Below are 15,730 nucleotides of genomic sequence, written 5' to 3'. Positions count from 1 at the left end.
TGAAGATACCAGGCGAACCCAGCATCGTTTTTGCCAATCAGTGGCAGCACTGTATCGGCGGTCTCTAAAGTGTCTACAGCGCAGTGTGCACCGCCCCGCTGGCGCCTAACCCGCGGATTAGCCGGTGCCGTGGGCCGATCATGATCATTGTGTCGCCAGCTGAGATACGCTCAGGCCTACCGCGACTGGCCGGACCCAGATGGGCATGCTGCTCAGCATGAAAGTCTCGCCTTGGGCGGCCAGCAGCAAAGTGGTGCCCATAACATGGCCGATCGCTTCAGCTGCCTTCGGGGGAACTGCGTTGCCAATCCGTTCGCGCCATGCCTGATCGCTCAACCCGTCCAGTTCCAACTGCTCCTCTGGCTCGACAAGGCTTTGTATCGCCGCCAACTCAAGAGTCGTGAAGGGCCGGTGCCAGGTCCCGTCGAGCGACTCAATGATGCAGGAGAGCTTCTCGTCAGCGCCTGGGAGCCGGGTGTCGGCAGCGTCCCACCGGCCGTCGTCATGCTGACCGACCGCTGCGCCCTGCAGCGGCACCACACCGTAGTGCCCGCCAGCCAGATAGGAGTTGCCATTGGTGCGCATCTTGGCCGCTCGGGGATCAGCGACACTGAATGTGCCTTGCCCTGGACTCTTGACGCCAATGATGGCGCCGCTGGTGTCTTGCCACCGGCGAACACCATACTGCTGATACTGCAGGGCGCCAGCCCGGGCACGCGGATCCGCTACCGAGAACGCCCCGTTTGTTGGGTTCGATCGCCCCGCCACCGTGCCCATGCTTTCGTTCCAGCCATGCACCCCCATGTATCCCGCTCGATACCCTGGGACGATGATCAGGTCACGCAGGTACCCATCTTGGATCGCCAGATTGTTGAGACTGCGCCAATCTTTCCCGGCCTCGACCAAAGCCAAGCGAACCCAAGTTTTCCATTGCAGAGCTGGAACACGGTGCATTGGTCCGGCTCGCTCGATGTCGCCGGCAAGAGGCATGCGACTGAGGATGTCGCCTACAGAGCGCAGGCTCTTTTTCTCTGGCTCGTACAGGAACGGCGGGACCTTCTCGACATGGCGTGCCACCAGCAAGAATCGCTTGCGGCTTTGAGCCAGGCCGCCGATCACCCCGCAGTCATGGGTGGTTTCGGCGACAGCGTACCCATAGTGGCTTAGCAAGGCGCCAATCTGGTCCAGCAGGTGCCGGCCGCGGTTGGCCAGACGCGGGACGTTCTCGAAAACCAGCATCGGCACCGGGTCATCGCGCCAGGTCTCCGCCATCAGCCAGATGCAACGCAGGGTGAGCTCGTTCAAGGCCTGGTACTTGGGGGTGGCGCTCATCTTCTCGGACAACAACCCGCTGGCGCCCTTGCAGGGGGAGCTAATGAAGACGGTATCGGGCCGGCGGTTCTGGGCGGCACGGCGGATGTCATCTGGGGTTGCTTCCTTCCATCCGGCTGGCGGCTCCTTGCCGTGAAACCTGATGTACTGCTCGCGGGTGAAGAGATCCAACTGCGTGCCCTCAACACCGGTCAAACGCTTGAAGTCTGCAAGGCCGGCCGGATCAACGTCGACGCCTCCCAGGCACTCCCATTCAGCCTGCATGTTGCCGACGATAGGCTTCGCCTGGTTGAAGCCTTTGGCACCACCGCCCAAGCCGCAGCAGAAGTGGAAGTGAGTGAGGATTTTTTTGATCAGCATGCAGCCGTCCTAAAAGAGTGTGGCGCCCGCCAGGTGGATAGATTCCCCTGGTTTGTGTACTTACAGGACAGATAAATTAAACTATAGGACAATCTTTATCAATGATTAATTAAACTATACGACAATTTATTATTGCTACCCCCCGGCTGCGGGCGAGCTGGCCGCCCCCTCTGATGGGCCAAAAAAACTCCGGCCAAGCATGGCCGGAGTGGGTGCAGCGTTCATGCGGCCGGGCAGCGTGCCAGGCCAGAGTGCAGAGCATGCCAGCGGATCGCTAAAAGGGCGGGTTCCGCAGGTAGTCGCAGTACTGCGCGTCCAGCAGTGCGAAAGGTGAAGGCTCGATCGCCATCAAGGTCCATTTCCCATCGACACACCGCCCTACCTCCCCATAGTGGAGCCCGGGCAAGGAGTAGCTTCGCTCAATCGTCGCCCAGTCCTCTGGGTACTGCACTTTGAAGGCCTCTTGGAAAGACCTGTTGCCATAGCTGCCCATGCTGGTTACGACAGCAGAGAACTTCTCGTCCCGGTCGGTGATCAGCTCGATTGAGCTGGCCATCAGTTTGTGTGAAGCCTGTTCGTTGGGTGTGCACATCCATGATCTCCATTGGCTGACTTCTGCCAGCAGCAGGATTGAATAGGTGCGAGGCCGACAGCGCCATCGCGTTCACTGGTCAACTCGAAATGGGCAACACCTGCAGATAACAATTCCCAGGCCCACAAGTCACAGATCAAGATGAGCGTCCTCCCTGCCCGGGCTAGCCTCCTCAGCTGACTTTCGATCCTCGTTTCGTACCAAGGTCAGTATTGAGTTCACCGCACTCCTCGGCGATACGATCAATGTCCAAGGCCTGTTCCGTTCTTTCTTCAGGCTTTTGACCAAACCACTCCCAAACTCGTGCCTGTGTTTTTGGACCGTATTCCCGCCGAATCAGGTGAAGGTGAAATGTGCCATCGCTAGTGTCTGTTGCCGAACCTTCAATCCCACCCCGGAAATACTGGGCTGGCGCCGTCCGAAATGTGCCATCGTTAGTTTCTGGTGATTCGAATGGCACATTTGGTCAAGTCAGAAGCTGGTAGGCCTGCTCAAATTGCCGCTTGCACGACAGGAGTACATCTGCACTCCTAGCGCCAGCAGTTGAACACTCAGGTACCTGGTCGCTCAAAGGAACACCGTAGGGGCATGTTCCTTGGCCTTTCCCCTTCTCTGCCGCGGAGAGCCCTTTCTCTGTTCGGTCTTGCGCCCGTTCCCAGGACTGTTCAGGTTTACTCTGTAGAGCTCACACAAGCTCGCGAGCTGCTCAGCCGGTATCAAGCGGTGCGTGTTGCTGAGTCGCAGCAAAATGGCCTTGGGAGTGCGCCTGTGTGCGGTGGCTAGGGTGTCGATCGCTGAGCCGTCACGGTAGCTCGCAACGAGCCGCTGATCCTCCTCGTCTGTCCATTTGCTGCCCTGAGCGGTCGACTCAGCGTTGCCTCCGCTACTAATTGGAGCAGATGCCTGTTGCTGTGCCTGCTCGGCTGCCCGGGCTGGCGCTGACGGCGTCTGCGCAGGTAACGCAGGGAGTTCCGAATCAAGGACCGTTGAGAGCATGGCCAGCCACCTGGTGCGATCAGTGTCGCGTGAGTGGTGGAAACCAACGCTGCCGATCACCACCATCGGGTTCACATTCAACGCTGCTGCGATCTGCCAGGCGTGGTAATTGTCCAGAAGGTCCTTACCGGTACGCCAGCGGGAGAACTGAGTCTGGCTGACACCGAGAAACTCAGCAGCCGAGACGTCCCCGTGGAAGCCTTTAACCACCTTGAGCTGGTCGAGCCAGTTTGCGGCGGTCTTGACCAACTTCACATGCGGACTATTCGTCTGATTCGAGAACGGCGTCGACCGCTTGGCTCGCTGGGATAACGAGGCGGCTCCGGCGGCTGCGGCCAGGCGCAAGTTTGCTGTGAGCGGCACGCGCTCATCGCCGCACGCGATGCCGGCTTCGTCCAAGCCCGCAGACAGATTGATCAGGATCGCGATGGATCGATTCGTCATCTCATCTTGTTTGGCCATGCCCCCTCCCCTGGATCCGCTGAGGATCGCGTCATGAGGCCCCAGGGATACCGAGGGCCGCCCTACGAAATCACATCATAACGGCAAAATAGATTCTTTACACGTATCTATACTTTACCAGATGGTTATCAGCGTGGCCCCAACATCAGGACTGGGCGTGAAGTTCAATAAGCCGTGCGGCAGCGGCCTTAAACGACAAAGCCCGCCAATCGGCGGGCTTAACGGGTTGCATGGGTGTCAGTGAGCCGGGTTGAAGATGAGCACGCCGATCCCAAGCATGAAGAACGGGAAACCTATTACCGCCATCATCTTAACCGCATCGAGAGCGTAGTACAGCTCACACGCCGCCCCAGCAACCAGGAATCCCAGCATCAGCACCATGAAGCCGGCGATTCCCCTCTGGAACAACACCACACCGGCCGCCGACAGCATAATCACAGCGGTCTTCTCTGGCGACATGTTCAGAGCGATGTTCACCAGCTGCTGATCGATCACCATGGGGCCGATACAAAAAAACCCCAGGGCCACGCAGATTGCGCCCAGCACCCTGTAAACCATGCTTCGGTCAACACCACTCGTTGCGTCCAACCCAGGCTTATGCATCGCCTAACTCCCTTCTGTTCTGTGTTTGGATCCGGCCAGACTCGGCTGGCCGGTTCACAGTCTTAACCGGCCATGTTCACACGATTACGCTCGCGCTCTTCACGTACGCCGTTGTAGGCAAGCATCGTGTAGAGCAGCGCCAACGCTCCAGGCACCACATACATGACAGCTTGGGCTAGGAACACAGCAAAGGTTTCCGCCTGGGCACGCATCAGCTCAATTTGATCCCCCGCGGGTACAGGTTCGATAACCTTCCCAAGCCCCACCGCCATGACCAGGAACAAGGCGAAGGCGAACAAACCCATGAATTTCAGGTGGCGTCGCGCTGGCTTGGACATCGCCAACATGGTGACACAAAGCATCAGGCTCACTACGTAGTACCCGAAGGTAATCTGGGTGAACCCCAGAAGCTCCACTCCCGCATCAAACATGATGAAGATTGCGATAAATGCGCCTGCCAGCGCGATGCCTGAAAACCAACCGAAAATAATCCCAAAGATCGTTGTCATAACACTGCTCCCATGGTGCAGAAATCTCTGTGCTCAGAGCGTTCGTACAAGTGAATTCAGAGGCCCACCCTGCTCGGTGGGTTTGTGGTTTATCTGGGGTGGCCGGCGCCGGCCACCTCCTCCCTGACTACTCGGCGTAGGCGTCCAGTTGCTTCTTCAACTCGCTGCGCTGCGCATCGAGCATTTGGTTGAGCTGCCCCGCTTTAAAGACATCGAAAGGGGCTCGAACGAATGCCAGCACCTCGATCGGCGCCGAGCCCTGGTGCTCGACTTTGCTCGACTGATCGGAACCCGCGCTTTTTGGCAGCCCCAGCATTTCGGTGCAGGCACGGCTGGTGTAGTCGTAACAGCCCACTTTCGCCTCTCCTGCCAGAACAGCGCTACGGAATGAGACGCTCGGGAAGATAGCGGTGCCACTCACGACTCCAACCATGACCAGTACCAACCCGAATGCACTGCCCACGAAAGCTCGAAAGGCGCCTATGACGAACGCGAAGAGGCTCACACCGGACACAATGAACGAGAGTGCTGGGGGACTTACCAACCAGGAGGCATGCTTCAGATCCTCGGGGGTTACAGGTGCCTTGAAGTTCAGTACGGCGGTGCTGATTACGGCAAACACGACGTACAGCACCAACAAGGCTAGGAACAGACTCGCGAAGATTAGCGATCCCTCGCCGGCCTTACCGGGTGCAGGATCGAAGTAGTCATTGGATGAATCGTGGTCACTCATGATGCTCACCTGTTGGGTATGTAGTTAGGGGTGAAGGGAGGGTGTGGCCTGGTTCATCAAGCCCTTGTGGATCTCTTCTGCCAGTTCCACGCGCTGCGTATCGAGCATGTGGTTGAGTCGATCCGCCCTGAATACATCGAATGGCGCTCGAAGGAATGCAATCACCTCGACGGGGATGATTAGGTGTCGAGCCGCTCGACCTGACTGATGAAGGCTGTCTGGACTGCTGGACAGGCCCTGCATGTCGCTGCAGCTATGGTTGGCGTACTCGTAACAGCCAATTTTCGCTTCCCCAGCCAGTACGGCGCTGCGGAAGGAGACGCTTGGAGGGCATGAAACGCCCGCAACAAAGCTGACCATGAGTACGCCCAGGCCGAGGGTCATCGGCCTGATCATTTGCATATAGAGCAGCAGCCACAAGCCGGACAATGCGCCGAACATCGCGGTGTAAATGGGTGGGGAGATGACCAACCAGGTTGCATGCTGAAGCTCCTCACCACTCACGGGCACCTTGAAGACCAGGACGCCTATGCTGACTGCCGCAACTACGACGTACAGCACCACCAATCCAATGAACACCCACCTGAATGTCAGCCTCTCCTCGCCGGCCGAATCTGCTGCGCGAGCGAAGTATTCGCTGGATGAATCGAAGTCACTCATATTGCTCACCTACTGTGTTCGAATTCCGGGTTGGAAGGGTCCTGAGCTCTAAAGCTTTAGGTCCCTGCGGATCTCTCGGGCCGACGGCATCCCGCGGTACCGATGCACGGAAACCCCCACGGCTTTCATCAGCTCGTCTCGACGCCGGTCCTTTGCCTTGGCCTTCGAGCTGTTGTGCGTGGAGTCGTCGACCTCGACCAGCGCCACCGGCTTGAGCTTCTTGTCGCAGAGCAGGAAGTCGCAGCGGTTGTGGGCCACCACGTGCCGTGCATGGTTCTTATCGGTCAGGGCGGTGGCCTTCACCTTGATGAAGGCACCGAACACGACCTGGGGAGCGATGACCAGGTCGTTGCCAACTGCCTCCCTGAGTCGCCAGAAGAAGTCCTGCTCGCGCTCGGTGAGCAGGGGGATGCACTGGTAGTGCTTGGTTGAGTAGCCTTTGCGACCCTTCAGCATCTTGAGGGCGACGTACCCGATGGCGCAGACCACCAAGAGCGGGACACCCAACCCGTCCAGGCCATTGAAAATTGACATCCTTCCTCCTGATTTAATTCTTTACGCGTACCAATACGCTTGCTGGTTAAAAAAAGGCGCGTAATCCGCCTGTGATGTTGGTCAAGTAAATGTGATTAAGCTTCAAGCTCGGGAGGAGCACCGCCGCCTCCGCCGATTAACAAATCTGCCCTGGGTATTGCTCGTTGGGCGTGAAACCGTTAGGGTGAGTTATCCCCTCTCACCGACACGCTCGTGTCGTGCAACATCTCTCTCCAAACCTCCCGTAGCCAAAGCAAGTCACCGTCCTGCAATCATGCGCGCCGACTTGACCAATTACACAAACGAACCATTCGAACCCTGCGCCGCCTGGCACGATCATGAGCGCCAGCAACGCCGCTAGACGTGATCCTCCGAGAGGTGCCCGGTGACCGCCGGCAGCTGATGCGAGGGTGCGACACCCACCGCCCGCTTGCCCCGTCGAGAACCCCGGCCTTTACCCTCGCCCGCGGCTGTCGTCTCTTTCACCGCCCGAGCGGCCATGCCCTCATTGACCATGTCCAGGATTTCCTGGGACATTCGCTGCTGCACAATTCGAGAGTTCCCCATGCGGTAGTTCGCATCGGTACGCTCGGTATCCGCAGCCTTCGCCCATTCCCTCAGGGTGTCCCGGGCCTCACCGATGCTCCCCTTGATCTTGACGAAAATCTCGAACATCAGCGGGTCAATGGAAACGGATGATTTCTTGGATTTTCCGCCCGCTTCCCGGCGGTAGAAGATCCGGATGAAATCGTCAGCCATGTTCGCCCCCTGCAACGATCAGTAGGTAGTGCATCAGGCCACTTCCAGGTGCAGGTCACTGACCAGGCGCCCGGTGATATCTGGGCAACCGATGAACAGGCCACCATGCAGGCGACCCTGACGCACCATCGAGGCAACGGTATCGGCCGCCTGGGATACGGAGACACCCACTACGCCCCCGATCGCCACCGCAGTCAGGGCCGCATGACGCAGGATGGCCAGCTCGATGCGCGACTCAACCTCATCGCCCTCGAACAGCAGGGCAGCATCGGCGCCGACCAACTCAACCACTTTGGAAAGCGCCCCCACGCCGGTGATCGCAGCAAAGGTCTCGGCCTCTTGTTCAGGGCTCACAACCAGCGATAGGCCCCCCACTTGTTCGGTGTGCTTCGCGACAGGTTCCACCGCTTCACCCACCACCCCAGCGGTCTCGCAGTAACGCAAAACTGCCTGGATCTGCTCATTCACCTCAATGGATTCCATCGCACGGGTCAGCGCCACATACAGCAGGTGGAGCTCTTGGCGCAGCTCAGGGGTATCCAGCACCAGCGGCAGGCCGGCATCGGTGATCAGGTTGAGGAAGTCGCTCAGCAGGACCACCTGCGGGAACTCCAAACCTTTCGAGCGGTGGGCAGTACACAGAATGACGGTCGCGTCATTGATGTCGCTGACGCAAGCGTCCTTGATGCGCTGTACCAGGCTCGGGATTTGATCGCCATACTGCTTGGCAACACTGATGAGGGCGTGGATCTCTTTGTCATCGGTGTCGTTGGCATAAGCCTCCAGATCCTGGAGAGAGCGGAATGCACTGAGCAAAGGGTCGCGCAGACGGACACCCGTGTTGGCGCGCAGGTGGTGCACTTCAACCAGCTTGTCGAACGGGTACTCGTTGACGCCACCCACGAAGTGCAGACGCTGGCCTTCCAGCAGTTGGACAGCACTGGCGAACAGCTTCGCATTGGTGCGCCCGATGATCGCGTACGGCTTGGTGCGGTCGACAGCGAAGCGGGTAATCAGCTCATGGCGTGAACTGCGCACTGGCTCCTGCTCGCCGGCGAACTCACGCAAGAGCATGGTGGCCAGCTCGGCGATGCCGGCGCCATAACGGTGGCTCTCGCTCAGCGATACGACCTGGTCGAACTGCGACGGTTCGAAGGTGTTGTAGGCACCACGGAAACCGAAGATTGCCTGGAAGTCGTCACCGGCCAAGCGCAGCGGGCAGTTCTGGCGCAGGATCACCGCAGCAAAGACAGGATTGGTGTCCTGGTACTCGTCCAGAAGGATCTGGTCGTAGCGGTGGCTCAGGTCAGGGTCACCCAGGCTCCACAGTTTCAGGTAGCCGTCGTGCGGCATTCGCAGGTGAGTGGTTTCCAGGAACTCGGCACGCTCGGCTTGGCTATCGCCGCACCCGCGAGACCATTGGCGCAGGCGCTGCAGGTCTTCCCAAACAACCTTCGCCCACTCCGCTGCTTTCTCACGGTCATCGCCAACGATCTGTGCCGGCACATGCGCTGCCAGGATCTGCCGGTCTGCCGAGACCATGTAGTTGTGCAGGGTGACATACAGGTGGCGAGCGAACGCCATTGGGATCCCGTACTGCTTGGCCAGCTGGGATGGGTGGAGATCATCCTGCTTGCCAACCTTCTTGAACTGGCCACCGACTTCCCAAGCAAGCCCATGACTGGTCTTTGTGGTCACGTTGTCAGGGAAGCGAGCAGCTGCGTCCTCCTTGTTGGCCTTGCCAAAAGTCACATACAGCAGGCGCTGGGCTGGGAACCGCAGGGCGTGCTCGATGAGCAGCGAGGTCTTACCAGCGCCCGCCTTGGCGCGGATCAGCAAGCGCTTTGCGGTACTGCCCAGGGCAACAGCCTGGTCTTTGTTTGGGGTGAAAGCTTTCGCGGCCATTGCCGGCCTCCTTGAGGTGCGAGTAGTTGATCAGTCGTCTCGGTGGAAATTGTTGAACATGTCGTTGAAGGGGTTATGGCTCTCCTTCTCATCCATCAACCGAACCTTGTTGCTGCGCTTCGCGTTTGGATCAGCAAACAGGTTGAAGAACAGGACCATCGGAATGCTGGCTGCGATGACCAGGAGCAACGAGCCGGCGAAGGCCCAGCCACCGAAGGCCTGTCGAACGTATGCAGCAAACAGACAAGCTGCAGCAGCCAGAGCGATCGACCCGGCTCCCTTCCCAACCTGTTTCATCACAAAGGACGTGTTCATCTCGGTGGCTCCTTGGCACAACCATTTATGGCTCCACGATACCTATAGATTTGTATGGATGCAAGACAAATTATAGATACGTGTTACGAATACAGGCACAACCATTTATGACACTGGAGCGAGAAAAGCGTTGGGCGCCCAGCACAACCATTTATGAACGAGGGGAGACAAAAGCGGAAAGCCAGAGCACAACCATTTATGCTCATGCGAAGCCATAAAAGCCGGCCCCGTCTGCGCCGATACGCCGCCCAGCAACGAAAAGGGAGGCGCTCGCTAGCAGAGATACCCCGGGCCACAATCGCCTATGGGCATGCACGCACGCATGCAATGAGCTGAGGATCATGGAGGCAATGAAGTGCTTCCTACCCACAAGACACAGAACAGAGAAAAGCGGCTCCAAGCAGCCTGAGCTGAGACGAATCCGACCAGGCCAAAGTACCACCACTCGGCACCAGGACAGCAGCCGGGTCGGCCCTCGCCAAGCAGGTCACGTACCGCCCACCGCCAGCCAATCATCACACGCTGCGAGCCGGATCGAGCACCGCCCGCACAGATCTAGCTTCAACCACCACCGGCCGCCTGGCATCGCACTCTGCCGGCCAAGCCCAGGATCGCAAACCGCAGCAACAGGTCTCACACCGCCCACCACCGACCGCGACCGATCATCGGAGGCCAGCTGCAGGACCAGCATCGAGCCCCTGCACAGCCAGCCGCTCTCCTCCCCCCGTCGCATCCTTCTCAGCCCGTCGCTCTCCTCCCCCGTCAGATCCTTCTTGGGGTCGCCACCGACTGCCGGTGGGCTGTTTCGCTTGACGCAACCCTCAGGGACTGATGTCGAGCGCCGGCCGCGGGGGAGTAGCGAAAGGCACAAATGGTTATGCTGTCGGCAGGAGCAAAAGCGTCAAACCTGCGCCAGCAGAACAAGCGCCAGCACAATGAAATGCCAATGCGGCAGCGCAACAACGAAACCCCAAACTAGCGATGGCACAATTCAACATCTAGAACTGGTGCGAGAACAATAGGATTCCACCACCAATGCTCTCACGCACAGCAGACGACGTAGAAGTCGCAGTGAAATAATGGAGATGAAGAAGAGGAGAGAAAAGAGAATCCACAGCAGAAGAATGAACCCAATACGTCAGCAGCAGCAGGGAGCCGGCGGGTGCAAAGGCACAAGCGGCACAGAAAGAACTGGCAGATCCACAACAGCCAGCCACACGACAGCCACCCAAACCAAACTTGCAGAACGAGGCGTGGAACAACGAGCAGCGGAAAAAGAGAATCCCACACAAGTGCCGGCGCCAGAATGAGGTCGATGGTGCGACCGGAAAAAGAGAAAATGAATGAAGAGAATTAAATTAGATTAAGGGAGCGGGCGCGAAGCAGTTCGGGTCAAACACCGCCAGGCCCGGATAGAAGTCAGCTCACCACCGAATGCAAAAGCAATTCTCAGCGGCCGGATCACACTACGCTCAGCAAGAGCCCGGATAAGACTTCGCCAAATCACCGGTAGGCTTCTGGTCCGCTTTACCAAAGCCGCGGGATCCCACTGCGCATAACACCGGTCAGCTTCTAGTTAGCTTCGCCAAAGCCGCAGAGTCACACATCGCGTAACACCGATTTGCTTCTAGTCCGCTTTACCCGTAGCCCGGTTCCTACTTGGCCTGTCACCGAGCTGTTTCTGGTCGACCTCAGCCACAAAAAAGGCCCTGCCGACGTTGATCGACAAGGCCTTCGCGAAACTGATTAGGGATTACTCATCCACGTCGAGCTCTCCTTCGAACTTCGTTTCCACCTGGTCCAGCATGCTGCCCACCAGAGTCTCAAGAGATGCCAGATCATCTTCCCTGGCCTTGAGCGTTAGCTTTACGCCATGGCTCATATTTCGTACCCGCTCGTGCATTTCGGCTCTGAGGTCAAAGAGTTTGGAAACCCTTTCGCACAGGCTCAGAACTAGCTTGTGGTTGGGCTCGAATTCTCGGGCTCGCTTCACTCTCTTCGTGAGGCCTTTGTGGCTCACGTTCGTAGACATCCATTTCCCCTTGCCGGCCTTGAGCTTTCGGTACACCCGTACGAATGGCCTCGACTGGCCTCGGTGCTGGTTGAAATCGATCCCTATGCGTCCCGTCTGGAACGGCTGCATGACGTAGAGCAATTCGCCCATGCGGACCAGGAGCTGATCGATTCGAATCAGGTAGTCGACGGCAGTGTCGACCGACTCCTTGCCTTTGCGCCGAAGCTCTTCGAAATCGTCGATGGAGGGGGGGTTGTGTATAGCCATTGTTTAAGCGTTCGCCGGGGGGTTGTGTATAGCCGCGCCGGGGAGGCGCGCTCAGGCGGATTTTCTTTGTCATCATCCAGTATTGTCAATACGTGTTATGTATCTTAGACTCCCATCAATGCATACAGCACAGTAGCTACATCGCACTGCACTGTAGGTACTGCACACTGCACAGTGCGCATCATTAACCATTCTAAGTCGCTGGTTTATAAAGGTTTTATTTCATGAAAGGTCGCGTAGCAATCGGTTTGGATGCGGGTCGTAGCGCCATTAAAGTCGTCGCTTACCACGAAGGCAAACGAACTGAGATCATGTACCCCACTCTGGCGGTTCCAGCTGTCGAACTCACCGACCCGACGACTGCGGCTCGCGCCCAGGCCGAGACCGAGGTTGTCGATGGCAAGGCATACTTCACTGGCGATACCGCTCGCCTCCAGGGCAATCTCACCTCCTCTATCGGACTGAACGACAACTGGACGGATACCCCGGAATACCTGGCGCTTATTCAGTCGGCTTTCACCAGGCTCCGTGCCAAGGGTGTTCAAGGAATTGATGAGGCATTTGTCATCATCGGCACGCCGTCCAAGTTGTTCGGTTCTCGCAAGGACAGCTTGGTCGAGCGCACTAAGAAAGCACTCCCAAAAACTGTCGAGTTGAAAGCGCTTCCTCAGCCAATGGGCGCTTACTGCGACTACATCCTGGATCAGTCAGGCATGCCCATTGAGAATTTGATCAATGGTGCTAACGGAAGGCCTAAATCCTATGGCGTCATCGAGGGCGGGCATTACTCGACTGACTTTCTTCTGATGAGGGAGGGTCAATATATTGAACGGGGCGCTGACTCCTGCGCAGGGATGAGTGCAGCTGCAGAGCAGTTGCGACGTATCTTGGGCAAGCGCGAGATCCAAGCAAGCCTGGTGGAGTGTGAGGAATCGTTCAGCACCAAATCTCTTTTTCAGTACGGTCAAGAAGTAAACATTCAAGAGCAAGTGACCGATGCTCAACAGCACGTGGTTCAGGAGGTTATTTCTAAAGGTAACTCGTTGTTTTCCGACGATGCACGGTCGCTCAATGGTATTTTGGTTGCGGGTGGAAGCGCCGAGGCGATCTATGGTCGTGCCAAAGATGTATGGCAACACAGCATTCTTGTAAAAAATCCTCGCTGGGCTGTTGCCGACGGTTTTGCACGCTATGCCCTAGGACAAATCATCCGGAGCATAGTAAACGCGAATGCCAAAAGGGTGTCTGCTGTAAATGGCTAAGCTCATTCGTGTATATGACCCTAATGAAACTGAGCGCAAAATCAATCTGAATATTCCAGAGGACGTTTGCCCAGGTTTGCTGGAGTTCATGTCCGAACTGCCATACGGAAAAGATACGCCTCTTATCAGGGGTGTCTTTTATCAGTGGTTTTTGAGCCACAGAGAGGCCGGTACCCTAGACGAAGCTCTGAATGACGCTCTTGCTGGCCCGGGGGGGATGATTGCGACGGGCCGTCAATCCAAGCGTGATAGTGCAGCTCCGCCGACACGAAAAAAACGGGTACCACGGCAGCGTGAGATCACCGCAAAACCTGGAGCTGTCAAAGCTCAGGGAGTCGCGCCCCCCCCAGAGCCCCTAGCTCCCGCTGAACCGATGGAGCCGGCCTTGGTTGTCGAGGAGGTTCGCCCTCCCCTGCAACCTGAGCCGATGGGGCCCCAAACTGCTGGTGCTCCCTTGGACAATGGTGCTGCCGAGGTTCATCCAGAGTCAGTACCTGTCGCCACACCACCTGTATACGGTATGGGTGCTCAGGACTCACTCATCAACCAACAGCCTCAGCTGCTCTCAAGCGCAGATGCCCTTGACGAAGCCAGCCCATCGCATGGTTCTCAAGATGCGACACCGGCCGAACCTACAAACGCGCAAAAGGCAGCACTCGATGCGTTGGGCACCATGTTCTAGCCCTCCACAAACAATCAGGTGAACGATGAAAATTGGCTCCAAACTGCTGAACGTCGCTCAGCGCATAGCGGCAACCACGACTGATTTTGTATTGGTATCGCTGGTACTGGGTGGATCGCTAGCACTACTGGCTTTAGTCATGGCTCATAATGCCCATGTCGATACGTCGGGCCCATTCGACGTTGCTACCCCGGGCCTGAGCTGGACTGAGGGTGCAGCACTCAGCCTGGCACCTTACTTCCTTGTTCTGTTGCCTTTGGTGTGGTTGATCTACGAAGCGACACTGACCAGGACCTGGCGTGGCACGACGGCCGGCAAGCTGTTGTTCCGTGTCAGGACGATCTCGCTCAACGGCAACCTGTCCATCTGGCAGTGCATCTTGCGCACCACCTTGAAGATCATGTCGGTCTTGCTTCTGCTCAGCATCGGGCATCCGCTCGTGCTAGCCGTTGTGCTTGCAGCCTTCGTCGCGGTTCCGGTTTTCACTGTGAAATCTCAGTTCATCTTCGACCTCATGGCGTCCACCACCGTGACTAAACGGGGCACGTGAGCACCCGCACCAAATTGCATGACCGGCCTCAGGGCCGGTTTTTTTTGGTCTAGAAATGGTGTTTATCAGCCCATGTTGAACATCACCTGAGGCAAAGTTAACGGATACTCCCACTGGACATGCCAGTCAGGTCCGAGGTCGCGAAGCCTCCTTTGTAGTCAGCAACACGGTAACGGGTTAGCGCACTACCCACATACCGCCTGATATCTCCGCTCCCTAATGCATCCCCTGTGTTTGCCTCTGTGTTCTCGACTCGGTGATGCACCGCCAGTCTCTGAGATCAGACAATACGTTGAGTCCGGGCGTCTCCCAGGAACTAACAACACAGCTGGACGATTAGGTCGAAGCGGTTATCCCTCAGGTCGCTCACCACTACGTGAGCAGCGCAAATGACTTCCCCGGACGTATGTCCTTCAAATAGCAGCCAGGTGCAACTGGTGGGGATTCGCAAGCTAGCCAAGCAGGACGTCGTACTGCTGTCGACTATCCTAATGGCGATAAAGAGGTGAGCTCAGTCTTGGTAACGGTGGATTCTCCACCTACAGCGCCGCGGCAGCTGTGGTTACCAGGACTGGGCTCTTTGTATATCAAAGGCCCAGTTTTTTTTCGCCGGGGCGCCTTTGTTAGCCCTTACGTCCCGAGGCGTATTAGCCTCCACTGTCTCAGTGACGTCGGGCCTTCCACAGACCCACCGTACCACTGCCGCCGGCAGACTGACCGATGATTGGAGAGTCGCCCGTCTCGATCACTTTTGTCCTCACTTCCGATTTGTACGCCCCCGTCTCCAGTTTGCCGATGTATTCCTGCCAGTCCTCCACCGCATGATTCTCGTTAGGAAGGGAATGACCTTTGGTCTTCATCCCACACCTCACACGATCCCGACTAGCTGCGTCCATCGCATAGGTGGTTATTGAATAGCCATCCCTCAGCTTTTCTTGCACTTGAAGCTCCAAAAGCCTGCTCATTTCCGATTTGTCCATTGCAACCTCGGTAAAAACATGTGAGGGCGAGCGGCAGGGAGCCGGGGCCACGAGATGAGGATCGCACACGCCACTACCATCCAGGCTCCGGCATTTTTCAAGGTAGTTGTCGCGTCAACCGTCTAACTATGCCGCCATTTTCTCGTTCTGTTGCTCTCGATCCGGGTTCAACAACACGGTGCCGATCGGTTCCCAGTTACGCGTCCGGCCTGACC

At 57.4% G+C, this 15,730-nt stretch carries 16 protein-coding genes; 3 read left to right on the top strand and 13 right to left on the bottom strand.

The features are described from left to right. Positions 1 to 144: 144 nt before the first annotated feature. The 12 genes from MF6396_RS26400 to MF6396_RS26345 form a co-directional block, all read right to left on the bottom strand. Complete coding sequence (locus MF6396_RS26400) at positions 145 to 1,692, bottom strand: DNA cytosine methyltransferase (protein ID WP_064492149.1); 1,548 nt, start codon at positions 1,690 to 1,692, stop codon at positions 145 to 147. 274 nt (positions 1,693 to 1,966) lie between these two features. After that, positions 1,967 to 2,284, bottom strand: a complete 318-nt coding sequence (locus tag MF6396_RS26395) for a hypothetical protein (protein WP_064492150.1) — start codon at positions 2,282 to 2,284, stop codon at positions 1,967 to 1,969. A 567-nt stretch (positions 2,285 to 2,851) separates the two neighbouring features. Next, complete coding sequence (locus tag MF6396_RS26390; protein WP_177346352.1) at positions 2,852 to 3,742, bottom strand: hypothetical protein; 891 nt, start codon at positions 3,740 to 3,742, stop codon at positions 2,852 to 2,854. 237 nt (positions 3,743 to 3,979) lie between these two features. Further along, positions 3,980 to 4,345 (bottom strand): hypothetical protein, encoded by a 366-nt coding sequence (locus MF6396_RS26385; protein WP_064492151.1) that lies wholly within the window; start codon positions 4,343 to 4,345, stop codon positions 3,980 to 3,982. A gap of 62 nt (positions 4,346 to 4,407) precedes the next feature. Further along, on the bottom strand, positions 4,408 to 4,854 hold the full coding sequence (locus MF6396_RS26380) for a hypothetical protein (protein ID WP_064492152.1): 447 nt from the start codon (positions 4,852 to 4,854) through the stop codon (positions 4,408 to 4,410). 127 nt (positions 4,855 to 4,981) lie between these two features. Further along, positions 4,982 to 5,587 carry a hypothetical protein gene (locus tag MF6396_RS26375; RefSeq protein ID WP_064492153.1) on the bottom strand — a complete coding sequence of 202 codons (606 nt, stop codon included), beginning with the start codon at positions 5,585 to 5,587 and terminating at the stop codon, positions 4,982 to 4,984. Between the two features lie 24 nt (positions 5,588 to 5,611). Continuing rightward, entirely contained in the window at positions 5,612 to 6,247 is a 636-nt protein-coding gene (locus MF6396_RS26370; protein WP_064492154.1) for a hypothetical protein, read from the bottom strand. 48 nt (positions 6,248 to 6,295) lie between these two features. Next, entirely contained in the window at positions 6,296 to 6,781 is a 486-nt protein-coding gene (locus tag MF6396_RS26365; protein WP_064492155.1) for a DUF2726 domain-containing protein, read from the bottom strand. A gap of 357 nt (positions 6,782 to 7,138) precedes the next feature. Continuing rightward, positions 7,139 to 7,540 carry a hypothetical protein gene (locus tag MF6396_RS26360; protein ID WP_064492156.1) on the bottom strand — a complete coding sequence of 134 codons (402 nt, stop codon included), beginning with the start codon at positions 7,538 to 7,540 and terminating at the stop codon, positions 7,139 to 7,141. A gap of 33 nt (positions 7,541 to 7,573) precedes the next feature. Next, entirely contained in the window at positions 7,574 to 9,445 is a 1,872-nt protein-coding gene (locus tag MF6396_RS26355) for a UvrD-helicase domain-containing protein (RefSeq protein WP_064492157.1), read from the bottom strand. Between the two features lie 30 nt (positions 9,446 to 9,475). Then, positions 9,476 to 9,760, bottom strand: a complete 285-nt coding sequence (locus tag MF6396_RS26350) for a hypothetical protein (protein ID WP_064492158.1) — start codon at positions 9,758 to 9,760, stop codon at positions 9,476 to 9,478. A gap of 1,753 nt (positions 9,761 to 11,513) precedes the next feature. After that, positions 11,514 to 12,041 (bottom strand): hypothetical protein, encoded by a 528-nt coding sequence (locus MF6396_RS26345; protein ID WP_064492159.1) that lies wholly within the window; start codon positions 12,039 to 12,041, stop codon positions 11,514 to 11,516. A gap of 224 nt (positions 12,042 to 12,265) precedes the next feature. On the opposite strand from MF6396_RS26345, the gene MF6396_RS26340 reads away from it, so the two are divergent. Genes MF6396_RS26340 through MF6396_RS26330 form a run of 3 tightly spaced genes read left to right on the top strand, consistent with a single transcriptional unit; the run spans position 12,266 to position 14,535 of the window. Next, positions 12,266 to 13,303, top strand: a complete 1,038-nt coding sequence (locus MF6396_RS26340; RefSeq protein ID WP_064492160.1) for a ParM/StbA family protein — start codon at positions 12,266 to 12,268, stop codon at positions 13,301 to 13,303. Then, positions 13,296 to 13,985, top strand: a complete 690-nt coding sequence (locus tag MF6396_RS26335) for a hypothetical protein (protein ID WP_078481898.1) — start codon at positions 13,296 to 13,298, stop codon at positions 13,983 to 13,985. The genes MF6396_RS26340 and MF6396_RS26335 overlap by 8 nt, the downstream gene beginning before the upstream one ends. A gap of 25 nt (positions 13,986 to 14,010) precedes the next feature. Continuing rightward, a complete protein-coding gene (locus MF6396_RS26330) occupies positions 14,011 to 14,535 on the top strand; it encodes an RDD family protein (RefSeq protein WP_064492161.1) in 525 nt (174 codons plus the stop codon). A 662-nt stretch (positions 14,536 to 15,197) separates the two neighbouring features. Here the strand turns inward: MF6396_RS26330 and MF6396_RS26325 are convergent. Next, positions 15,198 to 15,515, bottom strand: coding sequence for a hypothetical protein (locus MF6396_RS26325; RefSeq protein ID WP_064492162.1), 318 nt, complete (start codon positions 15,513 to 15,515; stop codon positions 15,198 to 15,200). Positions 15,516 to 15,730 lie beyond the last annotated feature (215 nt).

Origin of the sequence: Pseudomonas sp. MF6396, from assembly GCF_002018915.1 — a bacterium.
In the GTDB taxonomy this organism is placed as follows: domain Bacteria; phylum Pseudomonadota; class Gammaproteobacteria; order Pseudomonadales; family Pseudomonadaceae; genus Aquipseudomonas; species Aquipseudomonas palmensis.
This window is presented reverse-complemented; position numbering and strand designations above follow the sequence as displayed.

What these genes read in the sequence shown, in the direction of transcription:
- MF6396_RS26340 (WP_064492160.1), top strand. Translation starts at nt 12,266, where the DNA reads ATGAAAGGTCGCGTAGCAATCGGTTTGGATGCGGGTCGTAGCGCCATT.
- MF6396_RS26365 (WP_064492155.1), bottom strand. Translation starts at nt 6,781, where the DNA reads ATGTCAATTTTCAATGGCCTGGACGGGTTGGGTGTCCCGCTCTTGGTG.
- MF6396_RS26360 (WP_064492156.1), bottom strand. Translation starts at nt 7,540, where the DNA reads ATGGCTGACGATTTCATCCGGATCTTCTACCGCCGGGAAGCGGGCGGA.
- MF6396_RS26395 (WP_064492150.1), bottom strand. Translation starts at nt 2,284, where the DNA reads ATGTGCACACCCAACGAACAGGCTTCACACAAACTGATGGCCAGCTCA.
- MF6396_RS26370 (WP_064492154.1), bottom strand. Translation starts at nt 6,247, where the DNA reads ATGAGTGACTTCGATTCATCCAGCGAATACTTCGCTCGCGCAGCAGAT.
- MF6396_RS26400 (WP_064492149.1), bottom strand. Translation starts at nt 1,692, where the DNA reads ATGCTGATCAAAAAAATCCTCACTCACTTCCACTTCTGCTGCGGCTTG.
- MF6396_RS26330 (WP_064492161.1), top strand. Translation starts at nt 14,011, where the DNA reads ATGAAAATTGGCTCCAAACTGCTGAACGTCGCTCAGCGCATAGCGGCA.
- MF6396_RS26355 (WP_064492157.1), bottom strand. Translation starts at nt 9,445, where the DNA reads ATGGCCGCGAAAGCTTTCACCCCAAACAAAGACCAGGCTGTTGCCCTG.
- MF6396_RS26380 (WP_064492152.1), bottom strand. Translation starts at nt 4,854, where the DNA reads ATGACAACGATCTTTGGGATTATTTTCGGTTGGTTTTCAGGCATCGCG.
- MF6396_RS26335 (WP_078481898.1), top strand. Translation starts at nt 13,296, where the DNA reads ATGGCTAAGCTCATTCGTGTATATGACCCTAATGAAACTGAGCGCAAA.
- MF6396_RS26375 (WP_064492153.1), bottom strand. Translation starts at nt 5,587, where the DNA reads ATGAGTGACCACGATTCATCCAATGACTACTTCGATCCTGCACCCGGT.
- MF6396_RS26325 (WP_064492162.1), bottom strand. Translation starts at nt 15,515, where the DNA reads ATGGACAAATCGGAAATGAGCAGGCTTTTGGAGCTTCAAGTGCAAGAA.
- MF6396_RS26345 (WP_064492159.1), bottom strand. Translation starts at nt 12,041, where the DNA reads ATGGCTATACACAACCCCCCCTCCATCGACGATTTCGAAGAGCTTCGG.
- MF6396_RS26390 (WP_177346352.1), bottom strand. Translation starts at nt 3,742, where the DNA reads ATGGCCAAACAAGATGAGATGACGAATCGATCCATCGCGATCCTGATC.
- MF6396_RS26385 (WP_064492151.1), bottom strand. Translation starts at nt 4,345, where the DNA reads ATGCATAAGCCTGGGTTGGACGCAACGAGTGGTGTTGACCGAAGCATG.
- MF6396_RS26350 (WP_064492158.1), bottom strand. Translation starts at nt 9,760, where the DNA reads ATGAACACGTCCTTTGTGATGAAACAGGTTGGGAAGGGAGCCGGGTCG.